This window comes from Leptolyngbya sp. FACHB-321 (assembly GCF_014695975.1).
GTDB lineage: Bacteria > Cyanobacteriota > Cyanobacteriia > Leptolyngbyales > Leptolyngbyaceae > Stenomitos.
Genome location: NZ_JACJPI010000064.1, coordinates 21,747 through 47,897, shown reverse-complemented (window position 1 = coordinate 47,897; position 26,151 = coordinate 21,747). Strand labels below are relative to the sequence as shown.

Genomic DNA, 26,151 nt, shown 5'->3' with positions numbered 1-26,151 from the left:
CGCGTTATGCTCGATCGTGCCTACTGATTAATTTGCTAAAGCACTCGTTGAGCCGTCGTACTTTTTGCTCATTCTATGTCTTGTGACGACTTCATACTAAGAACTCGGAACGATCGTCCAAACGGTGTTCTCAGGATGATAAGCTAACGAATGCAACTAAAGTGCTAGGACAAGCTTAAATGACCGGGTTAACCGAGGTTCCCTACTTGCTGCGAGCAGCTCGCGGCGAAGCGTTAGACCGCCCGCCTGTGTGGATGATGCGGCAAGCAGGACGTTACATGAAAGCCTATCGGGACCTGCGAGAGAAGTATCCATCCTTTCGCGAGCGCTCAGAAATTCCCGAAGTCGCGATCGAGATTTCGTTGCAGCCTTGGAGAGCCTTTCGTCCCGATGGTGTTATTTTGTTTTCAGACATCGTAACTCCTCTACCTGGTCTGGGCATCGAGATGGATATTGCTGAAGGCAAAGGTCCAATCATTGCTGACCCCATTCGTACCGAAGCACAGATTAACGCACTGCACGCATTGGAACCGGAAGCCTCCTTACCCTTCATTAAGCCAATTTTGCAAGCGCTACGGGCAGAAGTAGGCAACCAGTCTACCGTCTTGGGCTTTGTGGGTGCGCCTTGGACGCTGGCAGCCTATGCCGTTGAGGGGAAAGGGTCGAAAACCTACTCCATCATCAAGCACATGGCGTTTTCCAACCCAACGGTTCTGCATCAACTGCTGGCAAAATTAGCGGATGCGATCGCCGTTTATGCCCGCTACCAAATCGACTGTGGCGCACAAGTTGTGCAAATGTTTGACTCGTGGGCAGGGCAGTTGAGTCCTCAAGATTACGAAACCTTTGCGCTACCCTATCAACAGCAAGTCTTTCGCCAGATTAAGGAAACCCATCCTGACACGCCACTGATTTTGTTGGTGAGTGAGAGCGGCGGACTGCTAGAGCGCATGGCGCAGTCTGGAGCCGACATTTTAACCGTTGATTGGACGGTGGACATGGCAGATGCGCGGACTAGATTAGGCAAAGAAATGATTGTGCAGGGCAACCTTGATCCGGGTGTTCTCTTTGGCTCCAAGGACTTTATCCGCGATCGTATTCTTGACACAATCCGTAAAGCTGGCAATAGAAAGCACATCCTGAATCTAGGGCATGGTATTCTACCGAACACGCCTGAAGAAAATGCTGCCTTCTTCTTTGAAATTGGCAAACAGGCTGATCAATTGTTAGCCGTTCATGCTTAACCCCGATGACGCTTAAGCGGATTTTTGTGACTGGTGCAAGTGGCTGTATTGGTCACTATGTAGTTGAAGCTCTGATTCAGGAAACTAACCACGAGCTTTTTTTGCTGGTGCGAAATCCAGAGAAGCTGAAGTTTGACTATCGCGCTCGCCCTGGTATCAACATTTTACAGGCAGATTTGCGCGATATTGAGCAGTTCAGCGACTTGCTGAAGACGATCGACTGCGCTGTGCTGATTGCGACTGCGTGGGGAGGGGCGCAAGAGGTTTACGAAACCAATGTGGTGAAAACGCTTCGCCTTCTGAGCCTGCTTGACCCAGAGGTGTGTCAGCAAGCAATCTATTTTGCGACTGCCAGCATTCTCGATCGCAACAATCAACCGCTTAAAGAAGCGGAGAGCATTGGCACAGACTATATCCGCTCTAAGTACGCCTGCTTTCAACAGTTTCCTAAACTCAAAATTGCACCCCGTATTACCACATTGTTTCCGACGCTCCTGCTAGGTGGTGATGCTAACAAACCGCAATCACACGTTTCGTCTGGCGTTGTACAGGTTGCTAACTGGGCGTGGCTACTGCGATTCCTGAAAGCAGAGGGTAGTTTTCACTTTATCCACGGCAAAGATATTGCCCAGATCGTGCGTCATTTAATTGATCATCCGCCTGCTGAGGGCGAACGTCGCCAGCTTGTGTTGGGCAATCAAATGGTGACAGTGAATCAGGCGATCGAAGAAACCTGCCTTTACCTTAACAAGCGCCTTTACTTTCGCATTCCTCTTACACCGAAGCTGGCAAACCTCTTCATTGCCCTCTTCCGCATCAAGATGGCAGACTGGGATCGTTTCTCCATGCATTATCGGCACTTCACCCATCGCCATGTCGTTAGTCCAGAAACGTTTGGGTTGCCGACCTACTGCGCTACGTTTATGGATGTTTTGAAGCTGAGTGGTGTTAGCAGGCGCTAGCTAAACAGTAGGAGGGACAGAGCTAAGGATGTACTTTATCTCTTTCTCCAGCCGGAAAGATAAAAGTGAGCGATGTTACCTTCGCTAGAGAAATATTTGCTATCCAGTGCCTGTGCTGGGCGATGAACAGAGGGCAGTGAACTGTTCTTAGTCACATGGAATGACGCTCGACTGTGGTAAGTCTTAATGGCTAGCGCTCGATTGGGTCATCTCATGCTCTTGAGCTTTGCATGGTTTGCTTCTACAAGGGGCGTCTTATGACTTCGGACGATCGTCCCCTTCCAACCGTCGCTGCAACCGCTTTAAAGTCTGATACATTTCCGGCAAGCGACTGTAGATGGCAGAAGACTTAAGATAAATTTTGTGATCAACAGCGGGGTAACCAGAGACGACTTGCCCTGCATCAACGGTGCCATGTACGCCTGTCTTGGACGTTGCGATCGCGCCTGCGCCAATCTTTGCGTTGTTTGCAGCGCCAACTTGCCCAGCTAGAATTGCGCGATCGCCAACTTCTACCCCTCCTGCTAGACCCACCTGAGCGGCGATCGCGCACGCTTGCCCAATCTGGCAACCATGACCAATATGCACCAAATTATCCAGTTTAGTACTGCGTCCAATGCGGGTTTCGCCGACTGCCGGACGATCGACGGTAGAGTTGCAGCCAACTTCTACGCCATCTTCTAAAACCACGTAGCCCGACTGCTCCATTTTGTACCAGCCATCACGAGTCGGCACGAAGCCAAAGCCCTCAGAGCCAATGACTGCACCCGCATGAATCACACAGTCTGCACCAATCTGGGTACGTTCGTGAATCACACAGTTGGCATGGAGAACCGTACGATCGCCAAGCTGTGACTCTGGATAGACCACCACATTAGGGTGAATGCAGACTCGATCGCCAACGCGTACGCCTGGCTGAAGCACAACATGAGCGCCGATCGCCACATCCGCTCCCAGTTGCACTGACGGATCAATCACAGCGCTAGGGTGAATTGATGGCGCAAGACGAAACGGTTGGTAAAACAGCGCGATCGCCTGAGCAAACATCAGCCGTGGTTCGGGTGCTTCGATCCAGGCAATGTTACGATCACTGGCTGCTGCCTGGAGTGCTGCATCTTTGGGCAAAATGAGCGCACTGGCAGCCGTCGTTTTGATCTGTGCTGCAAACTTTGCGCCTTCGATGTAACTAATTTGCCCTGTGATCGCGTCATCGACCGCAGCAACACCCGTCAGCTCCGCATCTTCACTGACTGCCGATTGCAACGGCTGACCGCTGATGGCACTCAGTTTCTCGATCAGTTCACTAATTTTCATCCTTCCCCCGCTCGTCATCACGCTCCACCGCCCTTACCGTACCAAAAAGGCGACGCACTCAACATGGGGCGTTTGAGGAAAGAAATCAACGGGCTGCACTCGCGCTAACCGATATTGGTTGTCCTGGCAGAGTAGTTTTAGGTCACGAGCAAGCGTAGCAGGATTGCAACTGATATAGACGATGCGATCGGGTGCCAACTGAGTAAGTGCTTCAATCACCGCAGCATCACAGCCTCGGCGGGGCGGATCAAGCAGCACAATATCAGGTTTTGCATCCAATTGAGGCAGCAGCGTTTCCACGGCTCCTTCGATAAAGGTGACATTCTCTAACTGGTTCAAGCTGGCGCTAAGTCTGGCTTGCTCAACCGCTTCGGGCTGCACCTCTAGCCCAATCGCCTGCCGAACTCGTGCTGCTAGCGGCAGGGTAAATGTCCCGATACCACAGTAGGCATCCAGCAACAGCTCATGCCCTTGCAGTTGCAACTCGTCGATGATCGTTTGCAGTAACGCTTCTGCCTGCTCGGTGTGGATCTGGAAGAAGGTGTCGGGTCGCAGTTGAAAGGTCAACCCCGCAAAGGTTTCGTGCAGGTAGGGTTGCCCGGCAACGCAAACAGTCTCGCGCCCAAAGATGGCATTGGTGCGATCGGGGTTTACGTTCAGCGACACACCTGCAAGCTTGGAATAGCGTGCCAGCCATGCCTCTGCCTGTTCCTCAAGTCCTGATAGGTTCTTGTCTTTCACCACCAGCGTCAGCAGCATTTCGCCTGTACGTCGTCCAATGCGGAGTGCTAGATGGCGCACCTTGCCCCGATGGAGTTTTTCGTCATAAATGCCCCAGCCGCGATCGTACAGATCTTGCTTTACCTCTGCTAGAAGGGGATTCAGCCGGGCATCCTGAATCGGGCACTGGTTGAGGTTAACAATGTGATGACTGCCTTTCTGGTAATAGCCTGCCTGAATTTGTCCCGCTTGCGATCGCGCCAGTGGGTAAGTCGCCTTGTTGCGATAGCCCAAATCTGCCTCTGCTGCCAGAATGGGAGAGACTAACGGTTGGCTAAACTTACCAATGCGTTCTAATGTCTGCACAACCTGATTGTGTTTGGCAGCAAGTTGGTAGGGGTAATCAACGTGCTGCCACTGGCAGCCGCCACACTTGTCTGCCACGATGCAGCGAGCGCGAATGCGATGAGGCGAGGGTTCCAGCACCTCTAGCAGCTTGCCATGAGCATACTGGGGCTTGACGCGCAACAGTCGTACGCGCACCTGATCGCCTGTCACTGTGTCGGGCACAAAAACCACGCGCTCATGCGATCGACCGACACCATCACCGCTATCGCTCAGGTCAGTAATGGTCACGTCAACGACCTGTCCTTGCTGCCAAGGCTCCACTGGTGCAGCTAAGTTATCTTCAGACGGCAGGGAAGTTAAAGACACACGACCTCGTTGTAAAAGGGGCACAGCATGATGAAGACCACACATTCTGTCGCCTTCAGTGTGAACGATGCTTCAAAATTACTGTAAGCCTCCATACTATCAACTCTCTCAGCAAGGCGGGCTCCACGAAGTCTTAGATGAGTGGATGGCGGTAGAGCAACACTATTCTGCTGAAACCAAGGGGACGAAAGGGGGCGCGATCGCCTTTTTCACCCCCACTTCCGGCTCCTTCTTCTCTAACGCAAATGTTAACTATTGTAAAACTGTGCTCAGGGTTTTTTCTCTACCCTTTCGCTGTGTCCCCTTGAGTCGTTAAACTACAAAGAGATATCCGCAGAGACACAACCATAATTATGAGTGTAGTTAGCCAAGTCATTCTGCAAGCCGACGATGAACTGCGTTATCCCACCACGGGTGAGCTTCAGGGCTTGCAAGGATTTTTTCAAACGGGCGAGCAGCGTACCCGCATTGCGGCAACGCTATCGGAAAATGAGAAAAAAATTGTGCAGCAAGCCAGTAAGCAACTTTGGAAAAAGCGCCCAGACTTTATCGCTCCTGGCGGCAATGCCTATGGCGACAAGCAGCGTGCCCTGTGCCTGCGTGATTATGGCTGGTACCTGCGTCTGGTGACGTATGGTGTTCTAGCAGGAGATAAGCAACCGATCGAAGCGATTGGTCTGGTCGGTGCACGAGAAATGTACAACGCTCTGGGTGTACCTGTTCCTGGTATGGCAGAAGCCATTCGCTGCCTGAAAGCGGCTTCTCTAGAGCTACTTTCGACAGATGATGCGGCAGAAGCCATGCCCTACTTTGATTATATTATTCAAGCTATGTCTTGAACGCCTAGAGAGCAGGGCACAGAACCGTTCGTAAAATAGCTTCCCCGCTGTTAGTGGAGGCTTTGGCAATTGTGAGCCAGAGCATTTACTGAGAGCGGGGAATTTTAGTAGGAAATGGCAGAGCGGTTTAATGGGACATGGGAACCGTCGCGTGCAGCAATTGCAATATCTTCTGATGTGCGGAATAATCTGGGCGAGGTTTGTAGTTGTAACTATGCAGGCAACACAATACCCGTTCCAAACGCTTAGCTTCTTTTAGCTTCTTAACGTCAAGGCGAAGGGTAGTTTGTCCTGATAAAGGACTCGATCGTGAGTCTATGCCTGAAGCGTTAGCGTTTCTCAAGCAACCCGGTTTATCCGTCTAGCCCCCAGGAGTATTTTGCATAATGCCATCTGTAACCCCTACAGCAACGCAACTTGACCAGGCAAAGCAGGCGATCGCTGCTTACATTACTAGCCTTGCTAGCCACCCCGATCGACGCGAGGGTGCTTATCCCTACTACTTATTTCATGAGCCTGGGAAACCCATTCTCGGTACGGTGATGCTGTTTCATGGGTTCAGCGCCAAACCGCATCAAATGTGGCGCTTGGCGGATTACTTGTTCCAAAACGGGTTCAATGTCTACCAGCCGTCAATCTTTGGGCATTCGCTGCTTAATCCTGCTAGAAACTGGGCGCAAGTTGACCTCAAGCCCGAAATTGCCGTGCCGCTGAAGGCAAAAGTGGCACAAGATCCAGTGTTACAGACTTACTTTGCTAACCTTGCTAGCAATCCTAATGTTGCCGCCCAACCGAACCCGTTGCAGCAAGCCGCATTAGTCAAGCGGTTAGTAAGCATCGAGCCACGCCTATTGGATATTGTGCAGTCGATCGAGACCTACGACGATCCCGATTTCGATGAATACTTCACCTCGTCCCATTTGGAGTACCTGACCCACGCAAAGGCTCGGCTGGCAGATATCGCGTCGATCCCTGGAGCGGTCTATACCGTGGGTTTATCGGTAGGTGGAGCCGTAGCGTTGGCATTGGCGGCAGCAAAGCCCGATCGCGTGCGGAAGGCTGTAGTCTATGCGCCTTTATTAAGAGTGTATGACGAGCAACGGCGGCAATACGTCAACCTCACGGGTCCGCTCGACATTAAAGAAATGGGCTGGGATCCAAATCTGCTGTTTCCAGTGGGTTGCTTTACGGCAGCCGATCGCTTTGGCGGCGGTGTAGTCATGAGTCCTGCATCGCTCAACTTGCTCAAAAAAGTGCCCATTTTCATGGTGCTGACCGAAAACGAAGACGCAGCAGACGTCAAAACAAATCAAGACTTTTACGAAAAGACAGGCGCAGAGCAGGACGGCAACCGCTACTATCTCTACCGCGCTATGGATCTGGTGCCACATCCGATGGTTGACCCGACAGAAGTTAGCCAGAATATGAGCAACCGCTTCTGGCAAAGCCTGTATCAAGAAACGTTCCGCTTTCTAACGACGGGCGAGGTCGATATTCCCAACATGGGCAATTTAGATCAAGACCCGGCGTTGCCGCAGGTGCCTCCAGTAAGCTAAGAGGTTGTTAGTTGTTAGTGTTAGTTGTTGATTATTGAACGATGTAACAGTTCTTGTTTGAACGAGAGACAAGTTTGTGGTTCTCAAGGCGATTTCTAGCAAATAAAAGACCTGTAGGGGCAGGTTTGATACCAACGTGATCGGCTATGAGCCAAGCTTCTGGCAAAACCTGCTCCCTACAAGCGGTACATTCTCTCTCAGAAATCTCTTAAGGTAGAAGCAGGAGGTAGAAGGGAATCCACATTCCTCATTCCTCTTTCTTTCTGCCCTCTGCCTCCTGCCTTATCCCGGCTCTACTTCGCCTGATTAGGACGCTGTAACTAGGTTTGGAACAATGATGTAGCCTTCGGTGAGGTTGCCGAGGGCTATGTTGCGCTCTAGACCCCAGTACCACCAGTGCGCGGCGACGTAAGCACATATGAGACTATCCAATTGATCTTCCAACGCTTTCAAAGCTGTTCCTTTAAGCGGGATTTCGTTTGGCAAGGGTTTGCTTTGGTTTATATCGAGTGCTGGTTCAAAGGCTGGAAGTCGATCGCACAGATACTGCTGCAACCGAGCTAGCTCCACTCGTCGGTCTGCCAATTTGCCTTTTTTGTATTTCAAGATTCGCTCTAGCCCAAAGAGATGGACGATCGCGGGATGAGGAAAGACCTCAATCTGGTGTCGCCCAGACTGCTGCGGTGCGATCGTAGGTGCATGGTGGAATCCCTTTGCTTCCAGGCTCAAACCAAAGGCAACGGTACGTGCCGCAAAAGGCAAGCCCAAATTGGCAGGATAGGAACCCGCATGGTAGCGACCAAAATGCTTGTGCGTGAGGCGATCGCACAGCCGCATTCCGGTTGCATTGGGGATCAGCGTTGGCGCATCAACCGCAATCACGCCAGATTCATCGGGTGCTACGCAGGCATCTACCCAGGCAAGAATGGCTGCGGTGTCGTCCTCTCGTCGCAAATCTACCAGTTCTAGCCTGCCAGCCTGCCAATCGAGGCAGCATAACCCACTTGCCCCGAAGCTCCAACCCAAGTCGATGCCCAAAAATTTCATTTAAAGGTCTGTGCGAGAATAAAGGCTAGCGTTTGATGAAAGGGCGCGATCGAGGTTAATCAATATGAACTCAGAAACCCAATCGAATTCTAAAGCAAGTCATCTTAAGTCTGCGCTCTTCATGTTTTTCGTCAGTGCGGTTCTGGTTATTGGTATAGCTCTTCTGAATAGGGATAATCCGCAGTTCGATAGCCTGACATTCTTAGGCGCTAGTTTTTTCATCATTAGTCTGATTGCATTCTTTCCATTCTTAACGCTTAAGTTTTGGGTCACCTATGCGCTTTTAGCCATTGTTAGCGCCTCAATCATGGCTGTACTAATGAAGGAACAAAACCCCCAAGTAAGCAGCATCAGTTTTTTGAGCGCACTTTTTATTACGTTTGGGGTAATTGCAGTGGCTTCTGTGGATCGCCTGCAATTGCTGCTACACAAGCTTGGTTATCGAGCAACCGTTGACTACAGCAATGCTACGGTCGGGTATTCAGATGGAAGCCCTAACTTCGGCAGCGATGGTGGTTGGGGCGGTGGTGGCTGTGGCAGTGATAGTGGCGGCGGCGACTGCTCTTGAGCATCACTGGGGAATAAAGGCAGCACCTGATACAGGTTAAACAGTCATTACAAAGTTAGCCTGATGAGCGTTTGAAGGTGATAGGGTTGCGAAGTCTTGGCAAGATTCTGAGGTTAGTGGATAGATGCTGTTGTTGTAGGGCTTCAGGAAGCCTAAACTGACGTACAAAAAGGCAATAAGCATTTTGCTTCAGTTGTCTAAGTTCCGGTAAAACTAAACATTCATTTGGAGGCAGTCTCATGTTTGTCGATTACCTTACACTCATGCTCATTAACTTAGCGGCTGGACTCGCCCTGTTAGCTGCCTATGTCTACTTTGGGCTGGGTGAGGCAAATCAGAAACGCTGGGTGCCTGGCTTTGGTGTCGTCGGTGCGATCGCGTTAGTCACTGGCTTACATATGACGTTGACTTGGCCCATTATTGGCAGCTTCAATATTGCCTTTGGCGAAACAACTGTCTTATTTGGCATTCTCTTTGCCGCAACTTCACTCACGCTGGCAATGGGTTGGGATCTCTTTACTCTGGGCGTTTATGGCTTCTTTGCAGGGCTTGTATCGCTGCTCATTGGCGTTCGCATCATCAACCTGGGATTAACAAAAACCCCTTTGCTGACAGGCGTTGGGTTTGTTTTAGTTGGCTTAGGAGGCATTTTTTCTGCACCAGCCCTCCATCTCAAGGAAAACCGGCTCTTGCGAACGATTGGAAGCATTGTGTTACTTGTGGCAGCGCTCATCTTTGCATTTATTGGCTTGGGCGCTTATTGGGGACATCTTGCAAGCTTCTCGACATGGCAGCCTAAGTAGTCGTCGTAGAATCACTGCTATCTCTGAGAAAAAGCGTAGTTGGTATGCAGATGCAAACCTTAGGTGAGCTTGCTTACAAATTGGCAGCCCCCGTTTAACTGCAACAATTGCAGCTTGAGTGCGATCGCTCAATCCCAATTTCCCTAAAACTTATTCACATGAGCTTTGAAGGCATCTTCACATCGTTAAGGTAGGTGCAATGCCTGCCTTACTCATTCTCTGCGTCCTTAAGCGAAGTACTTCTGGCGCTTATGCCAAAAGACGTCGATCGCCTTCCAAAGCCCTACCGATCTAACTTTAGGGGTATGTTTGGCAAATCTCCATCCTTAACAATCAAGCGTAAGGCAATGAGGCACACATCATGGTTCGCTCGCTGACGCTCTGGTTAATTTGGCTGGGTTTTATCCTTTACTTGCTCTTTTTGGCACCGCCCTTGCAGGCTGATACGCTTCAGCCCCTTCAATCGCTACTAGCAGGAAAACTTCCTTCAATTAATCCAGTTATCCTGTCGCTGTTTAGCCTGGTGGGTATTTGGCTCTTAATCTATAGCTGTCTTATTTTCGCAGACGGGAGAATGCAGTCTTTACCTGCGTGGATGTTTATGCTTGCTTCGATCGCTACTGGTGTATTTGCTCTCATTCCATACCTGGCATTGCGTCAGCCTAATCAATCCTTTTCGGGTGAAAAAGATCCGTGGCTTGCTGTATTAGATTCGCAGACGACTGGCATCGTTCTAAGCATTAGCACACTGATTCTGATGCTTTACGCCATTGTATGGGGCGATTGGGCTGGTTTTGCTCAGGAGTTTTTAACGAATCGGTTTGTGCATGGGATGAGTCTTGCTTTCTGTCTCTTCTGTGTATTGTTTCCCTACCCAACCCTGTTACAGGATGATATGGCGCGACGTGGGCTGACACCCAATTCTCAACTCTTTCATCTAGCAGTGTGGGTGCCCCTGTTGGGACCGCTCGCCTATTTGTGTTTACGTCCTTCACTGTTGGCATTTCGGTTTGGTAATGCTTGAGAACCGTTGCTTTCATTGGTGGCGTGATGTCGACTGCCTGGTTTGTAATCATGCGGCGTTTGAGGCCTGAGAGAGGCTTTTTAATCCTCACTACGCAGCAGGCAACGCAAGCGATACGTTAGCCTTAAGCAGGCTCAACGAGGGTTTCCATCACCGTCTAGAGGAACCCTCTGAACCATTGTGTGCAATGGGTTTGAGTCAGTTTGGGCTGTTCTTCATAACTTTTGCCAGTGCTGGGTTTTTTAATCGTTCTACTGTCGTCAGCCTTTTTTTGTATTCAAAACGTCGTTGTCAGAGTGCTCTTTAACGAACAAACCGTTTTGGGTGTGTTCCCTACGGGCGGCTTTGTTGCGCCGACGTTGCCCAATTCGTTTCTGCTAATGTTTATGCGGATGCTGCTGGCAGTGCCGCTGATGGCAGTCCTGGCTGTTACGTTGTATCCACCGACCTGGAAAGAGATTGGGCAGTTACGCTACTTGGAGCAACGCCCCACTTTGCAACGGGCGATCGCCGGTGGTGTGCTGATGTTTCTCTACCTGGCGCTGCTCTACGTGTCGATGGGGCTGATTCCGGTAGGCATTGCGATTACGCTGTTCTTTGCATATCCCGTCTTTACAGCGCTTTTTTCGTGGCGTTTGTTTGGCGATCGCCCGACCCCTTTTCGTTGGAGCGTGATGGGGCTTGTGCTGTTAGGCGGCATCCTCACCTTGCCGCACACGAGCGCTGCGGTTGAGCAGACAACGTTAATTGGCATTCTGACGGGGGTTGCCTCGGGCCTTACGTACGCTCTTTACACGGTGGTTGCCCAAAAGAGCTTTGAAACGTTCCATCCTGTACCCTTCACCTGGCTCAGTTTTTTGATCACGCTGGTTTTGTCAGGAGTCAGCCTGTTGTTTTGGCAGGAACATGGCACAGCGTTGCCCTGGCTCCCACTCTGGATTGGTGGTTTGCTGTCTGCGATCGTCACCTTTGCGGGACATTTGCTCAACAATATTGGCATTCGCATGATTGGTGCCACCTCTGCTTCCATCATTGGTGCTAGCAATCCCGCGCTGACGGTTGTGCTTGCCTGGTTGATGATCCAGGAAACGCTGAATGGCTTGCAAATAACAGGAGTGGCGATCGTTACGTTAAGCGTCGCGCTGCTAGGTCGAGAGAGAGGGTTGGAGAAAGGATGAGGGGAGAGGGAAAGGATAAAGGATGAAAGCTAAAAGTTTTACTCCATTCCCCACACTCTCTTTTACCTTCTGCCTTCTGCCCTTTGCCTTCCACCTTTCTTCAAACTTCCTTCTGCAAAGCAGTCGTATCCCAGGCTCCATCAAGATCGTGGGTCATGCCTCGATCGTCTGCTCGTAGCACTCGTTCAAGGTCTTGCCGGAGTTGTTGCCCTCGGGCAAACCGGGTGTCGTCTTCCAGAGTTGCCATTTCCCACAGGGCTTGCTCATCATGCGCTTTAAAGATGCGGGCAGAACGGTGTGCCTTGTAGGCACGAGTACCGAGGAGTTTGAGGGCTGCTTCTCCCATTTCAAGGGCAGAGTCAAAGGTTTCGCGCTGTACGACTTCGACACCGCGCCGAATGAACTCATAGGCATGACGACGATCGATCGCGCGTGCCAGAATTTTGAGATGAGGAAAATGCTTTCGCACCAGATCTACCACATGGAGCGATCGGTCGCGATCGTCAATGGCAACTACAAAAAGCCGTGCGTGCCGTGCGCCTGCTGCATGAAGTAAATCAAGCCGGGAGGCATCGCCATAAAAGACCTTGAAGCCAAACCGTCGCAGCAGTTCAATTTGAGTCGGGCTGTGATCGAGGACGGTGGCTTCAAACCCATTAGCAATAAGCAACCGACCCACAATCTGCCCAAAGCGCCCAAAGCCAGCAATGATTACAGGGGTTTCGCCATCATCAATTTCATCCGCTTCTGCTTCAATTTCGGCAGCAACGAAGCGTGGTTGAATCAGTCGATCGTTAATGATCATGATCAACGGGGTGAGCGCCATCGAAAGCGCGACAACGACCACTAATGGTCCGGTTACGTCTTCGGTAAGGACTTTGTTTTGAGTTGCGAAGGAAAACAGCACAAAGCCAAACTCGCCGCCTTGCGCCAGCGCACAACCAAACAGCAGACTTTGGCTCATTTCTAGCCGGAAGACGCGCCCTAGCCCAAACAACACGGCAAATTTGACGATCGCCAGCACCAGCACCAGGCACAGAATCAACAGCGGTTGCTGCATCAAGAGATTAAAGTCGATGCTGGCTCCAACGGAGATAAAAAACAGCCCCAACAACAAGCCTTTAAACGGCTCAATATCGCTTTCTAATTCATGGCGATACTCGTTTTCAGCCAGCACAACCCCTGCGACAAAGGTTCCCAATGCAGGAGACAGCCCGACCTGCTGCATCGCTAGCGCAATGCCAACCACTAAGAGCAATGCCGTGGCGGTAAAAATTTCGCGCTGCTGTGTGGTGGCAATAAAGCGAAAAAGCGGGCGCGTGAGAAACCGTCCGCCCAGGATAATGCCGCCGACTGTGCCAATGACTAGCAGCGCTTGTTGCCACGCGGGTAACCCTGCACTCGCTCCGCCTGATTGCTCTGCTGCGACTAAAAGCACCCGATCGGCGATCGCACTCATAGCCGTGATTGCGGGTGCCGCCAGTAGCGGCAAGAGCGCCAGGATGGGAATGACCGCAATATCCTGAAACAGCAGCACCGAGAAGGCAGACTGTCCGGCTTGTGTTTTCGTGAGTCCTTTTTCGTTCAGAGTTTGCAGGACGATCGCTGTAGACGATTGCGCCAGAATCAAACCTACTGCAAGCGCTGTTTGCCAGGGAAGCCCTGCCACAAAGCCGATCGCGGCAAGCACCAGCGACGTTACTAGCACCTGCAAGCCGCCCAAACCCAAAATTGGGAGCCGTAGCCGCCACAGCAGCGAGGGTTGCAGTTCTAACCCCACCAAAAACAGCATCATGACTACGCCAAATTCAGCGAAATGCATGACATCTTCGTCCTCGCCGCCGACAAACTTCAGCACAAACGGACCAATGATCACGCCTGCAATCAGATAGCCCAGCACAGAACCAAGTCCTAGCCGTTTGGCGATCGGCACCGATGCGACAGCCGCTACCAGGTAGATAAAGACTTGAAAGAGGAAACCTTCGTCATGCATAGTGTGTCACCTCTGGTTGTTTCAGCAGCCAATCGAGTTTCGGGTTCAAATGCTTTCGTTGCCGTAGCTGTTCCCAATTGATCGTGTCGTCCCGTAGTGCCGTAATGACCGCGCGGTAGTCTGCGGCGTGCTGGTCGATTTGATGGCGTTCTTGCAGGCGATGTGTTCCCTGCACAACAAACGGTGGTAGATACTCCATACCGCATAGACCTGCTGTTTGCTCAAAGGGCACCAGCAGTTCACGAATGGTAAAACGGTTATACCCCTTCTGGCAGTAAGCTTCTTTGTCCCCACCCGTTGTGATGGCAGTGAGGAATTTTTTACCGCGTAAAGCCGTGCCGCCATGCCCATAGGCAAAGCCATGTTCCAGCACTAGATCTTGCCACTCCTTCAGCATCGCCGGACTGCTATACCAATAAAACGGATGCTGAAACACAATCACATCATGTGTCAGCAGCAGGTCTTGTTCTGCTTTGACATCGATATGAAAGTTGGGATAAACCTCGTAGAGATCACGAATGGTGACGGATTCCAAACCCTGTACGGCTCGAATCAACTGCCGATTGATCCGCGATTTTTCGAGCGCTGGATGAGCAAACAAAATCAAGATCTGGTTAGGAGTATCCATGAGTTTTGCTCTGCGAGGTGCAGGTGAGGAATGCTGTGCAAAGGATAGCATTTCAGCGGTGAGAGGATAGCAGTAGCGAAGCCCAACCTGTTACACACCACGTAAGCGAGGATCGCACTTGACCCAGCGATCGCATAGGCTGACCGACTGGTGCGTTAACTTGAGCCAGTTCAGCGATCGCTCGACCTATCTCAAAGACTACTCGACTTAGTTCAAAGACTACTCGACCGAGTTCAATCCTTGCTTGAGCGATCGTTTTGCTCACTCGACTGAGCTTTGATATAGCTCATTCAGGTAATTTAACCACTCAACTAATCTCAGAGCTTGCTCATCCCATCTCAGAGATAGCTCAACCAGGTTGCAGGCTTGCTCGGCTATAGAATGCAGTAGCTTCAGCACGACCGCCCCCACGTAGGTTGGGTTGAGGAACGAAACCCAACACATGCCCCTGTTACATCCAAGCTTCTGTAGCCCATCCTAAACCCATCCGTTACAGAGCAATTCATGCACTACCGTCGCACCAAAACTCCCGGTGCCACCTACTTCTTCACAGTTGTTACCCATCAACGTCAACATATCTTTTGTGAGGCTCAAACGATCGCTTTACTGCGTACCGCTTTTCGCACCGTCAAAGCCAAACATCCTTTCACCATTGATGCCATTGTCGTCCTTCCTGACCATCTGCACTGCCTCTGGACATTACCCGAAGAGGATGCAAACTTTTCTACTCGCTGGAGGTTGATCAAAAGCGAATTCAGCCGCCATTGCCCTGCTCAATACAAACGACAATGCTCAAAATCTCGTCACAGTAAAGGGGAGCAAGCTATTTGGCAGCGACGCTTTTGGGAGCATCAGATTCAAGATGAATCGGATTTGATTCGACATGTCGATTATATTCACTACAACCCCGTGAAACATGGTTTGGTTGAAGCACCAAAAGATTGGGCATATTCCAGCTTCCATCGATTTGTCCGAGAGGGCGTGTATGCAGAGGATTGGGGTGCCAACGAGAGTATCGGCTTTCCTGGTTGGATTGCTAGAGAATAATGCTTGAGTTTCGTTCGCTCAACTGGCAGCGAATGGTTGTCATCCCAGTTAACAGGTGTTGGGTTTCGTTGCCTCAACCCAACCTACGGCTACTGAAGAATGGCATGAGGATGGGCGATCGCGCTGACCGCTGTTACAGTAAGGGTCAATATCTTTCGGCTCTATAAAATCCATGACCCGCGACGAACTGCTGCAACTGATCGATCGCGCTCAGCAAGAGAAGTGGGAAACCCTCGACCTAGCTGGCAATAACCTGAAAGAACTGCCGCCCCAAATTGGCAGGTTGACTCAGCTCAAAACCCTCATCCTGGGCAAATGGGATAAAGAAGCAGAAGAGTGGAAAGGCAACCAGCTAAGCACATTGCCAGCAGTCATCGGGCAGTTGACGAACCTGCAATCCATCGACATCAGCAGCAATGAGCTGAGCACACTGCCAAAGTCCATCGGGCAGTTGACCAACCTACAAACCCTCAACCTCTATGACAATGAACTGAGCACGCTGCCAGAGAGCATTGCGCAGTTGACCAACCTACAAACTCTCAACCTGTACAACAACGGACTGAGCACCCTGCCAGAGTGCATCGGGCAGTTGACCAACCTGCAATCCCTCGACCTCAGCCGCAATAAACTGAGCACACTGCCAGAGTGCATCGGGCAAATGGTATCCCTCAAAACGCTGGATTTTCGGGGTAATCCAGTGCCCATTCCCCCGAAATTTTAGTTTGTAGGATGTGTAAAGCCGTTCCGACATCCCAGAAAAGCGCAGCGTAACGCATTGACTCCAGGGCTTGTGATGCATTACGGCTATCGCTTTTAGCAAAGCCATGCCGCAAGCTTTACACACACTACAGCTTCAACTTCCCCCAGCACCCTAACGACGATCGCTGTTTCCTCCCGATCGAGCCATTGTCTACAATTGAGTACATCGCTATTGTCTGGAATGCCCTATGGACAGCACCTCATCGCAACGACAGCAAATTATCGACACGATTCAGGTCTTGCCAAATGATACGCTGGCGGAGTTACAGGCATTTGTGCAGCAATTGAGCGATCGCACTGTGAAGCACTCCTTACAACCCCAGTCGTTAGATACAGAGTATTTTGATCAATTATCTAAACAACTGACCGAACTGTTTGTCGCTACTCGCCTTTCAGACTCTGCTCCGCTATCAGACTATGCGGTTAGCCGAGAAGGTATTTACGGCGACCATCCTTGACCATGACCTATTTGCTCGACACCAATATTCTACTCCGATTTATCGATCCCACAGACCCATCTCATGCGATCGTTCATCAGGCAATTGATCACCTAAGGCTGAATGGACACGACCTGAGAGTTTCAACCCAAAACTGTATCGAATTCTGGAATGTTACGACTCGTCCAGTCACACGCAACGGCTTTGGGCGTACACCCAAGGATGCCGATCAATTCCTTCGTCTACTGACACAACTATTCTCTGTTCTACCAGATGACGCTGGTGTGTACCCAGAATGGTATCGGTTGGTTTCCCAATTTGATGTTTCAGGTGTTCAGGTACATGATGCAAGACTTGTTGCGGTCATGCGTATTCATCAGATTGCACACATTTTGACCTTCAATGCTGCTGATTTTGTCCGCTACAGTCCGGTAGGAATTACTGCTGTTGAACCACGATCCATATGCACTACTCTCTAATGACATAGGCAATTCCCGTATCAGCGCTAGCAATAGCGATACCCTGCACCTCATTCTTTGAAAAACCAAGCATTTGAGGTATCCATTATGCTGACGCAAAGCTGTTCTAAATTTCTCTGAGCGGGAATTCTAAATGCACAGGTTGAGTGGACAATCGGTGCCGCAAACACCATTCGTCCCGCCGCATTTACTACTTGGAGAGCTTCTCATGCCTTACGAAAATATTAGCGCGTCGATTTCACCAGAGAAATTGCAGGAAATCAAAGCCGCGATCGCGTTACTCGATGCCAATATGCCGTTCTTGATTAGCCTGACACCCGACGAACGCCGCAAGCGGGTCAAAATGGGCGACAAGAGTTTAGCCTTCGTCAGCAATAGTTTGAACGTGACCCAAAACAACGCTGACGTTGTGCCTGCCAGCTTTAACGTTGCCGAATTTAGTCGCGATTACCAGTTGACGATCGCGCTAACGGAAGTGCTGAACCTGCTAGAGCAATTATCTGAAAAGGTAGACGACACCCTGATGGCAGTCGGCAGCGAATCAATGGCAAGCAGTCTGCTGGTGTATGACTATGTGAAAACTGCTGCCAAACACGCACCCGGCTTAAAGAGCGTTGCTGATCAACTTGGTGAAAGATTCAAAGCAATGGGCAACAGACGCGCTAAACCTGAGCCAAGCACAGCTCAAGCTATCTCACCTATAGGCTGACCGAGCTTAAAACAAGCTCAACCCAGATCAAAGATAGCCTGACTGAGCGAACCTATAGCTCGACTCATAGCAGCGATCGCCCGACTCAGCTTAAAACTCACTCGACCTAGTTCAGACATTGCTCAAGCTACCCTGAAGCTAGCTCGACTCAGCTCAGAGGTAGCTCGACTCAGCTCAGAGGTAGCTCGGCTTAGTCCAGAAATAGCTCGACTCATCTCGGAGATAGCTCGACTCATCGATTGATGCGTTACGGCTGCGCCTCAGACGATCGCTCTACTGCATCTAAAAGCGCAAAACGGACTAAAGGTAACTCTAGCCCGCTTCGTGGTCATTGGAGAACGCCATCACCAGGGCGATCGTGACGTTAGCCTGCGGGAGGAGAAACCGGGGCTTCGAGACCGTCGATCGGGCTAATGTCTTTCGTAAACCGGATCAGGTCTGCAAACGTAAACGTCCCTGGCACTTTAGCAGTCAACGTGGGTTTCCAGTTGCGATTCCGCACAAAGAAGGAATCGCTATCGCCCTCCAAGAGACCTAAGAAGACCTCTGCCACAATGCGGCTACCTACTTCGCCCAGACGCAAGCCCTTTTGCTGCACGTGCGCTTCTTTAAGGATGTAGTACCAGAGCGGTGTTTCCTTATCGAAGCAAAACTGCTTCGCAACAGCACCATCAGAACCCGACGCAATCTCGCTTGAACTCAAGGGTTTGAGCTTCATAAAGCGTGCCACGCTTTGCCCAGAGGGTAGCCCCATATTGCGTCCCCGCAGCAGGTTTCGCACCGCTAGCGATGTCGGTTTCTTCATATTCGGTACATCTGGGATATTGGGGATGTCCTTCAGCGGATTGACGAGGAAGGGATCAAGCTTGCGAGAGTGGTTCACTGGCACGGCTGGGTCAATCTCAAAGAAGCGTCTCCAATCAATAATCCAGTTGGTGGGCAAGAGCGTTTCTAGCCCTGGACCATCAGGTGGCATACGTCTAGATTTGCCCGTAAAGTTGAACAGCAGACCGAGCGAGGCTGGGGCAAAGCTATCGGCAGCAATATCCTTGAAGGTAAAGACGCGGTTGTAGTCGTAGGAACTGCGGATCATGCTGTGACCCAAACGGTACGCTGCCACCGAGAACTCTACTGGGATAAACGGAAAGGTGTTGAACTTGTAAAACTTGCGACCCTCATCCAGCACTTTGTTGACCTGATTGGAGTCAAGAATGCGATCGAGGAAGTCAAACACCACAATCCATTGATAGTGCCACACCACTAGTTGTCTGGCTTCTTCAAAGATCGTCTTGCTGATCTCAGCTTTGCGGGGAATCGAGCCGTCTCTAAGTCCATCAACAATCTTGTTGTGGAACTTCAGGATCGCCAGGTGAGTTTGCGCCACTAGCAAGTTCTCGTCATTGCGAGGATCACCCAATAAAGCGACTGTGCTGGGGGCACGAGGCAGATCGTGATCACCCTTGACGACGATTACGCCATTGGCATCGCTGCTCTCCTCATTCTTGCCAATGAGGAACTTCTCTTTGTCCTTAAGCTGAAACAGGTACGGTTGATCATCAGGACCAGAGCCATACACGCTATCCAGATCGAGTGCAGGTGTGCGGAAGTTGACAACGGCTTGAGGATCCACCTGCTTCTCTTTTAGCGACGTGGGGTCAAAAGTCAGGTCATGATCAACAAACTGCCCCAAGTACGTAAAGCCAGCAGGCACATTGCGGTTATCGCCATCGGGATGATCTCTCAGTGGCTCGGATGGATCGGTGCGATCGTCGCTCATGGCATTGCCCAGTGCTACCAGGTTGTCGATCGGTGGTGTAAACGCGGGCAGCTCCGGAAACATCCTGCCGAATTTGCCCGTCTTTGCAAAAGCACCCTGAGGTGTGTTGTCTCCGTTGCGAACACTAAAGCCGTGTTGTGGTGATGGCATAAGCTTCCTCTAAAGAACAAGTTTTCACCTGACTAGGAGACAGCCTAAGCGATGAGGCAAAGTATTGATGGTACCCATTCGGGTTATTTTTCTTTGTGTAATTAGTTTTCTGTTTTAGCGCTGCATGGTCACGGTTGCCATCCTACGAGCGCTTAATCACAATGGAAGGGGCGAGAAGGTAAACAACAACCGCAAAGGGAGTCAAGGGCGCATGGCTGAGTATCAGAAAATCGAGTACCGCATTGGCAAAGACGGCAAAATTGTTGAAACGGTGCTGAATGCCTCTGGTACAAGCTGCATAACGGCAACAAGCGCGATCGAGCAAGCGTTGGGTACGGTCGAGTCGCGCGAGCTACTGCCGAGCTATGACGAGAGCGAGGATGCCTTAGCTGTAGACCTTATCCAACCGTTGCAACAGCATGAATAACGTTAGAGCAAGTGAGTCAAGGCTATGACTGATGATCCCGAGCTTTTTTGGTTTGGCGTTGTGCTGACCTTCGTCACCATATGCTTCACACTTAGCCTGGTTGGTACGGGCACTAAAACGTCAGCAACACTGCCTACAGTAACCTCTGATGCAACCTCGATCGCCAATGCCGAAATTGTTGCGCTACAACAACAGTGTCAACGGTTACGCGCCGAACTTCGGCAGCAAAAAACGCAGCTTAATGTAGACTTCCAGGACAATACCTTTGCTCAACTGCAACCCCTACTGACCCACTATCCCAGCGCTCGCAAGATGGCAGAGCACAAACCCGATTTGCCTGCCCGCAACTTCAACGCACTGTTTACACCCTTAGAAAACCTACTGCAAACCTGGCACGTCGAACCGATCGGCTCTGCCTGGGAGCAAGTGTCGTTTAATCCGCAACTGCACCAACCGGATGCGGAGGATATGTCTACGGGTGAACCAGTCTATGTTCGTTTTGTTGGCTATACCCAAGGCGATCGCATCCTCAGCCCTGCAAAGGTCAGCCGAACGTTGCCAGGAGGGGAATAGAGGAAGATATGAGTTTTGAGTTGGGAATTGCTTGCCTGTCTAACCCTACTTTCAACTCCCTCAATCTGATTCCCTTCTAACAACTAAGGAGATTTGTGAGAAAGAATGTACCACTTGTAGGGGGCAGGTTTTGCCAGAAGCTTTGCTCATAGCCGATCACGTTGATATCAAACCTGCCCCTACGGGTATTTTGTTTGCTAGAAATCTCCTAAAAACCAACAACTAACCACTCCTCCATGACCGCGATCGCGATCGACTTTGGCACTAGCAATACAGTGGTCAGCCTTTTGGAGCCAGATACACAGGCACCGAAAACGCTAAGGTTTCCGGGTCTTTCGCGGCTGTTCAAGCTAACTACGCCATCAGGAGATGTGCAAGACGTGCCGGTGGTGCCGACGCTGGTATTTGTCAAAGATGCGGAAACGCTGCTTTTGGGGGAGCAGGTGCGATCGCAGCGGTTGGGTCTAGCGCAACCAGAGCGTTTATTCAAGGCGTTCAAGCGTGAACTGGTTGCTGATTTTCAACCGCCAGCGCGTCTACTTGATGGACAGTCATACAGCGCGGAGTCTGTGTCAGAGCGATTTTTGCAGGTCATCTGGCAACAGCTTCAACAGCAGCAGATTCAACCGACTCAGGCAATTTTTACGGTGCCGATCGGTGCTTTTGAGCGTTATCTCGGCTGGTTTCGGGAGCTAGCGGCGCAGTTAGACATTACAGACGTGCAACTTGTCGATGAAGCGACTGCGGCAGCGTTGGGGTATGCCGTACAGCATCCTGGTGCACTGGTGCTGGTGGTTGACTTTGGCGGCGGTACGCTTGATCTCAGCCTGGTACGAACGATTGTCACCCCAACGCAGAGGGTAACAGATGCGGTGCCAGTGCAATGTGCCGAAATCCTGGCAAAGTCTGACGCTTACCTCGGTGGTGAAGATATTGATCTTTGGATTGCTGAGGATTATCTGCACCAAATTGGCTCATCGCGTAGTGCTGTCGGCGCTGTCGGTTGGCAAAATTTGCTGGAACTGGCTGAACGGCTCAAAATTCGTTTATCCAGCGTGGAGTCTGCGAAAGAAAGCTGGTTGGATGAAGAGACGTTTATGTCCTACGACATGGAGCTGAATCGCGATCGCTTCGAGTCTATCCTGGAAGCGCGACAGCTCTTGGAGCAAGTACGGCAGGCCTTGGATGCAGTGCTAGCGATCGCGATCAGCAATGGCATTCGCAAAGCGGAGATTGAACAGGTTTTGCTGGTGGGCGGCAGTTGCTTGATTCCTGCCGTGCAGCAGCTTGTGTTGTCTTACTTTGGGCGGCAGCGCGTCCGGCTCGATCAACCGTTTGAGGCGATCGCGCATGGGGCGCTTGCCGTCAGCCAACTAGCGAGCCTTGACGACTATCTACACCACACGTATGCCATTCGTCTTTGGGAACCCTCTGCTGGCACCCATACCTATGTGCCTCTTTTTAAGCAGGGCAGTCGCTACCCATGCCAACGGTTAGAGCCGTTGACGCTACAAGTTGCCAGTAATGGACAAACGGAAATTCGGCTAGATATTGGCGAAGTTGCTACGATCGCCCAGTCAGAGATGACTTACGATGCCCAGGGTAGAATGACCAGCACCCCCTTGCTACAACGAGAAACTTATCGTTCGCTTGAAAGCCAGCATGAAGCCGTTTGCATTGCGCGGCTCAACCCACCGGGGCAAGTTGGGGTCGATCGCGTCACCGTACAGTTTGAAGTGAATGAGCAACGATCGCTTGTTGCCACGGTGCAAGATTTACTGACCAATCGGGTTCTGGTAGAGCGGGTCGCGATCGCGAAACTGCGTTAAGTCGATTTCTAACCAACAAAAGACCTGTAGGGGCAGGTTTGACACCAACGTGATCGGCTATGAGCAAAGCTTCTGGCAAAACCTGCCCCCTACAAGCGGTATATTCTTGCTCAGAAAGCTCCTAAAGAGTTTAAGAGCCAGCAGACGCGAGTTCAGGTGATGTCAGTCTGCTCAGCGAGGATTGCCGAGTAAGATGGTACAAGGGTACCGCTACGCTTCACTGGTGCAAGTCAATGACGGATTCTGCTGCATGGCTAGTTCAACCGATCGCGCCGCTGCCAGACTGGTTTGTGCAGGCAGTCAATCAAGCTGCGAACCTGTCTGCATCCAATGTGGCTGCGCCGCATGTGGCTCAACTATTGTGGCAACGTGGCATTCAAGACCCCGATCGACTAGCAGGCTTTCTCAACCCAGATTGCTATCAGCCTGCTAGCCCATTTGACTTTGGGCAGGAAATGCAGTGGGCAGTGGAGCGGTTGCAGCAGGCGCGTCTCAACCAGGAATCGATCGCCATCTGGGGTGACTTCGATGCGGATGGCGTTACCGCAACGGCGGTGCTGTGGGATGGGTTGGGGCAGTTTTTTGAGCAGCAGCAAACGCTGTTTTACTACATTCCCAACCGCCTGACTGAATCGCATGGCTTGTCGCAGCAGGGCATTGACACGCTGTATGCGAAGCACTGCCGTCTTATCGTTACTTGCGATACAGGCAGCACCAATCTGACGGAGATTGAATACGCTCGCAGCCTGGGAATGGATGTGATTGTGACGGATCACCATACGCTGTCGGCTGTGCGACCGCCTGTTAGGGCGATCGTCAATCCTCGTCACTTACCGACGGATCACCCGCTGGTAACTCTCTCCGGTGTGGCAGTAGCTTACAAGCTTGTCGAGGCACTTTACGAAACGCTGCCCGACATTCCACAAAAGCCGTTGGCATCATTGCTCGACCTGGTGGCGATCGGTCTCATTGCCGATTTAGTTGAACTGAAAGGCGACTGTCGCTATCTCGCACAGCGCGGCATTGAGCAACTGCAAAAGCAGTCTAATCCAGCAACTGCAACGCGGCCGGGGCTGTCTAGATTGTTGGCATTGTGCAAACGCAATGGCGATCGACCCACCGATATTTCCTTTGGTCTGGGACCTCGGATTAACGCGGTGAGCCGCATTCAAGGTGATGCCCACTTCTGCGTCGAACTTCTGACCAGCCAGGATGCTACGCTCTGCAATCATTTGGCAGAAGCCACAGAACTTGCCAACACACGCCGTAAAGCACTGCAAAAAGAAGTCATTCAGCACGTCAAAGCCCGACTTGCCCAACTTGATCTCTCAACTACCCGCGTCATTGTGTTGGCAGACGACCAGTGGCAGCTTGGCGTTTTGGGTCTCGTTGCTGGTCAAATTGCTCAGGAGTATGGACGACCCACAATTTTGTTGAATACGGAATTGGAAGAAAGGCAGGAGGCAGGAGGCAGAAGGCAGGAGGCAGAAGGCAGAGGGCAGGAGGCAGTTGAGCCGTCAGCCGTTAGCAGTCAACAGCAGAACTCAACCCTTCATCCTTTATCCCTCATCCCTCATCCTTCATCCTCTCCTCTCGCTCGTGGCTCTGCGCGTTCAGTTAACAATATTGACCTTTATCAATTGGTGCAAGACCAAGCGCATCTGCTGCATCGGTTTGGTGGGCATCCCTATGCAGCGGGTTTAAGCCTGCCCGTAGAAAACATTCCGCTTTTCACAGAAGCGCTCAATCAACAGGCGCGGCAGATGGCTGAGATGGCGCGCCCATCACTTCAGGCTGATTTGACAGTGACGATCGCCGCCTTGGGCAAGGAGCTTTTTCAAGCATTAAAGCTATTGGAACCCTGTGGGATGGGCAACCCAGCGCCCAAACTATTGATTCAAAACTGCTGGTTTGAGCAGGTGCGAAATCAAAATATTAAAGACTGGAAAGGTGGGAAAGTCCGCTACATCAAAACTGAATTTGAGCTTCGGGATGACTCGACTCAGCACGGCTTTCCGGGTCTTTGGTGGGAGCATTACCAGGATGAGGTGCCCAGAGGCAGGTGCGATGCGATCGTTGAACTGGATTTTAATACTTACCAAAAGCGTTACGAAATCCGCCTCATTGCCGTGCGTCCCTGTGAGTCAGCCGCATTAACAGCGGCTAATGTAGCGAATGAAGGATGGCTACTAGATTGGCGGGGTTTGAACGATGTGCCTACTCACGCCTCTCCTCTCTCTCCTCCCCTCATCCTCTCCCAATGCCCTACAAGCTGGGCGGAGTTGCAGGTCTGGTTTCGTCGCGCTAAACAGGAACAACGATCGCTGGCGATCGCCTACGCTGCACCACCGCAAACAGAACCGCAGATGCTCTGGCAACAACTGGTTGGCATTGCCAAATACCTTAGCCGCACTGGGCAATCTGCTACTCGCATCCAGCTCTTAGAGAAGCTGGGCATTGGCGATCGCGCCCTCAAACTCGGCTTTCAAACTTTGGAACTGCTGGGGTTTACGCTGCGTTTTAGCGACAATGCGTTTTACGTTTCCTGGCAAGAGCAGCCGTCGCACTTCAGCACCGATACTGCATTAACGGCAGCCGTGGAGCAATTTGCGATCGCGGTAAAGGAAGAACAGTTCCGTCGTCAGTATTTCTATCAAGTGCCCCTTGCCACGATGCAAGCGGTGGCGCAAGCCGCTTCAGCAGAACGTACTACGCCTCTCAACCTGGACGATCCTTAGGGCACGGCTTCGTCGATCGTGGGGGGTTGAGGCTGACGTTTGAAGAGGAAACGCCAGAGCCGATAGGTAACAAACGGCAGTACCCCAAGGACAACAACGCCAGCCACTACAGGAAGGGCAATCGCCAGTGCTGACAAGCCAAGGGCGGCAATCAGTTCGAGCGTCGAAAGAATGGGATTCGTCAAGCCACCGGATGTAGCAGTCGAGCCGATGCGTAAGAGGTTGAGCAAGCCTTTTGTGAGCCCGGCAGCACCGCCACCGGCGATCGCGGCTAGCGTCCATTGCGCTAACGGACTCATATCTGGCGCTGTTGCTGCCGTGACGACAGTGCCCGCAACAATGGCTAAGGGTGTGGCAACGGTATCGAGTAAATGATCAAACCAGGGAATATAGTAACCAGCGATTTCTAGACTACTGGCAACTGCAAACGCAATCAGTGCATGATCGGTGCCAACCCATGCCACATTTGAGGGTAAGTCTAAATGCCCGATGATCGCGGCTGCACTGACGACTAGCAACGGTACAAAAACCCTGAATCCACAGGCAGCACTCAAGCTCACGCCTAGCAGCAAACTGATGAAGGTATCCAAGCGCGTCTTCCTCTCCTAGCGTTCGTCTTCGCTGTCCATGACTCAG

The 26,151-nt window shown here is 51.4% G+C and carries 25 protein-coding genes; 17 read left to right on the top strand and 8 right to left on the bottom strand.

Annotated elements, in window-relative coordinates; translation table 11 throughout:
* Positions 1-179: 179 nt before the first annotated feature.
* Entirely contained in the window at positions 180-1,244 is a 1,065-nt protein-coding gene (gene hemE, locus H6F76_RS15895) for a uroporphyrinogen decarboxylase (RefSeq protein ID WP_190446857.1), read from the top strand.
* A 5-nt stretch (positions 1,245-1,249) separates the two neighbouring features.
* Positions 1,250-2,206: an NAD(P)-dependent oxidoreductase gene (locus tag H6F76_RS15890; RefSeq protein WP_190509668.1), complete on the top strand. Its 957-nt coding sequence runs from the start codon at positions 1,250-1,252 to the stop codon at positions 2,204-2,206.
* Between the two features lie 255 nt (positions 2,207-2,461).
* Here the strand turns inward: H6F76_RS15890 and lpxD are convergent, their stop codons facing one another.
* Positions 2,462-3,520 carry a UDP-3-O-(3-hydroxymyristoyl)glucosamine N-acyltransferase gene (gene lpxD, locus H6F76_RS15885; protein ID WP_190509666.1) on the bottom strand — a complete coding sequence of 353 codons (1,059 nt, stop codon included), beginning with the start codon at positions 3,518-3,520 and terminating at the stop codon, positions 2,462-2,464.
* Between the two features lie 33 nt (positions 3,521-3,553).
* A complete protein-coding gene (rlmD, locus tag H6F76_RS15880; protein ID WP_347276048.1) occupies positions 3,554-4,909 on the bottom strand; it encodes a 23S rRNA (uracil(1939)-C(5))-methyltransferase RlmD in 1,356 nt (451 codons plus the stop codon).
* Positions 4,910-5,307: 398 nt separating this feature from the next.
* Here rlmD and apcD point away from each other — a divergent pair, with 398 nt between their 5' ends.
* Both apcD and H6F76_RS15870 read left to right on the top strand, forming a co-directional pair.
* Positions 5,308-5,793: an allophycocyanin subunit alpha-B gene (apcD, locus tag H6F76_RS15875; protein ID WP_190446854.1), complete on the top strand. Its 486-nt coding sequence runs from the start codon at positions 5,308-5,310 to the stop codon at positions 5,791-5,793.
* 386 nt (positions 5,794-6,179) lie between these two features.
* Positions 6,180-7,349, top strand: coding sequence for an alpha/beta hydrolase (locus H6F76_RS15870; RefSeq protein ID WP_190509662.1), 1,170 nt, complete (start codon positions 6,180-6,182; stop codon positions 7,347-7,349).
* 306 nt (positions 7,350-7,655) lie between these two features.
* Here H6F76_RS15870 and H6F76_RS15865 read toward each other — a convergent pair whose 3' ends face one another.
* Positions 7,656-8,396, bottom strand: a complete 741-nt coding sequence (locus H6F76_RS15865; protein WP_190509660.1) for a DUF429 domain-containing protein — start codon at positions 8,394-8,396, stop codon at positions 7,656-7,658.
* 64 nt (positions 8,397-8,460) lie between these two features.
* Here H6F76_RS15865 and H6F76_RS15860 point away from each other — a divergent pair, with 64 nt between their 5' ends.
* From H6F76_RS15860 to H6F76_RS15845, 4 genes are all read left to right on the top strand, one after another.
* A complete protein-coding gene (locus tag H6F76_RS15860) occupies positions 8,461-8,964 on the top strand; it encodes a hypothetical protein (protein ID WP_190509658.1) in 504 nt (167 codons plus the stop codon).
* A gap of 239 nt (positions 8,965-9,203) precedes the next feature.
* Positions 9,204-9,767, top strand: a complete 564-nt coding sequence (locus tag H6F76_RS15855; protein WP_190509656.1) for a DUF981 domain-containing protein — start codon at positions 9,204-9,206, stop codon at positions 9,765-9,767.
* A gap of 361 nt (positions 9,768-10,128) precedes the next feature.
* Entirely contained in the window at positions 10,129-10,791 is a 663-nt protein-coding gene (locus tag H6F76_RS15850; protein ID WP_190509654.1) for a hypothetical protein, read from the top strand.
* Between the two features lie 230 nt (positions 10,792-11,021).
* Positions 11,022-11,969: an EamA family transporter gene (locus H6F76_RS15845; protein ID WP_190509652.1), complete on the top strand. Its 948-nt coding sequence runs from the start codon at positions 11,022-11,024 to the stop codon at positions 11,967-11,969.
* Positions 11,970-12,069: 100 nt separating this feature from the next.
* On the opposite strand, the gene kefC is transcribed toward H6F76_RS15845, so the two are convergent.
* Genes kefC through H6F76_RS15830 form a run of 3 tightly spaced genes read right to left on the bottom strand, consistent with a single transcriptional unit; the run spans position 12,070 to position 14,855 of the window.
* Entirely contained in the window at positions 12,070-13,962 is a 1,893-nt protein-coding gene (kefC, locus tag H6F76_RS15840; protein ID WP_190509650.1) for a glutathione-regulated potassium-efflux system protein KefC, read from the bottom strand.
* Positions 13,955-14,590, bottom strand: a complete 636-nt coding sequence (locus H6F76_RS15835; protein WP_190509648.1) for an NAD(P)H-dependent oxidoreductase — start codon at positions 14,588-14,590, stop codon at positions 13,955-13,957. The genes kefC and H6F76_RS15835 overlap by 8 nt, the downstream gene beginning before the upstream one ends.
* Before the next feature lie 52 nt (positions 14,591-14,642).
* On the bottom strand, positions 14,643-14,855 hold the full coding sequence (locus H6F76_RS15830) for a hypothetical protein (RefSeq protein ID WP_190509646.1): 213 nt from the start codon (positions 14,853-14,855) through the stop codon (positions 14,643-14,645).
* Positions 14,856-15,094: 239 nt separating this feature from the next.
* On the opposite strand from H6F76_RS15830, the gene H6F76_RS15825 reads away from it, so the two are divergent.
* The 5 genes from H6F76_RS15825 to H6F76_RS15805 all read left to right on the top strand — a co-directional run bounded on the left by H6F76_RS15825 (position 15,095) and on the right by H6F76_RS15805 (position 18,021).
* Entirely contained in the window at positions 15,095-15,637 is a 543-nt protein-coding gene (locus H6F76_RS15825) for a transposase (RefSeq protein ID WP_190509644.1), read from the top strand.
* Positions 15,638-15,809: 172 nt separating this feature from the next.
* Positions 15,810-16,358: a leucine-rich repeat domain-containing protein gene (locus H6F76_RS15820; protein ID WP_190509642.1), complete on the top strand. Its 549-nt coding sequence runs from the start codon at positions 15,810-15,812 to the stop codon at positions 16,356-16,358.
* A gap of 226 nt (positions 16,359-16,584) precedes the next feature.
* Positions 16,585-16,854: a hypothetical protein gene (locus tag H6F76_RS15815; protein ID WP_190509640.1), complete on the top strand. Its 270-nt coding sequence runs from the start codon at positions 16,585-16,587 to the stop codon at positions 16,852-16,854.
* Between the two features lie 2 nt (positions 16,855-16,856).
* Positions 16,857-17,312 carry a type II toxin-antitoxin system VapC family toxin gene (locus H6F76_RS15810; RefSeq protein WP_190509638.1) on the top strand — a complete coding sequence of 152 codons (456 nt, stop codon included), beginning with the start codon at positions 16,857-16,859 and terminating at the stop codon, positions 17,310-17,312.
* Between the two features lie 208 nt (positions 17,313-17,520).
* A complete protein-coding gene (locus H6F76_RS15805) occupies positions 17,521-18,021 on the top strand; it encodes a hypothetical protein (protein WP_190509636.1) in 501 nt (166 codons plus the stop codon).
* Between the two features lie 364 nt (positions 18,022-18,385).
* Here the strand turns inward: H6F76_RS15805 and H6F76_RS15800 are convergent, their stop codons facing one another.
* Complete coding sequence (locus H6F76_RS15800) at positions 18,386-19,948, bottom strand: heme peroxidase family protein (RefSeq protein WP_190509634.1); 1,563 nt, start codon at positions 19,946-19,948, stop codon at positions 18,386-18,388.
* A gap of 211 nt (positions 19,949-20,159) precedes the next feature.
* Between H6F76_RS15800 and H6F76_RS15795 the strand changes: the two genes are divergently transcribed.
* From H6F76_RS15795 to H6F76_RS15780, 4 genes are all read left to right on the top strand, one after another.
* Positions 20,160-20,375: a DUF2997 domain-containing protein gene (locus H6F76_RS15795; protein ID WP_190510054.1), complete on the top strand. Its 216-nt coding sequence runs from the start codon at positions 20,160-20,162 to the stop codon at positions 20,373-20,375.
* A 24-nt stretch (positions 20,376-20,399) separates the two neighbouring features.
* Positions 20,400-20,948, top strand: coding sequence for a molecular chaperone GrpE (locus H6F76_RS15790; RefSeq protein WP_190509632.1), 549 nt, complete (start codon positions 20,400-20,402; stop codon positions 20,946-20,948).
* A 236-nt stretch (positions 20,949-21,184) separates the two neighbouring features.
* Positions 21,185-22,777, top strand: coding sequence for an Hsp70 family protein (locus H6F76_RS15785; protein ID WP_190509630.1), 1,593 nt, complete (start codon positions 21,185-21,187; stop codon positions 22,775-22,777).
* A gap of 233 nt (positions 22,778-23,010) precedes the next feature.
* Complete coding sequence (locus H6F76_RS15780; RefSeq protein WP_190509629.1) at positions 23,011-25,515, top strand: DHH family phosphoesterase; 2,505 nt, start codon at positions 23,011-23,013, stop codon at positions 25,513-25,515.
* On the opposite strand, the gene H6F76_RS15775 is transcribed toward H6F76_RS15780, so the two are convergent.
* Positions 25,512-26,105 (bottom strand): DUF4126 domain-containing protein, encoded by a 594-nt coding sequence (locus H6F76_RS15775; RefSeq protein ID WP_190509627.1) that lies wholly within the window; start codon positions 26,103-26,105, stop codon positions 25,512-25,514. The two genes, H6F76_RS15780 and H6F76_RS15775, sit on opposite strands and share 4 nt — an antisense overlap.
* Between the last annotated feature and the right edge of the window lie 46 nt (positions 26,106-26,151).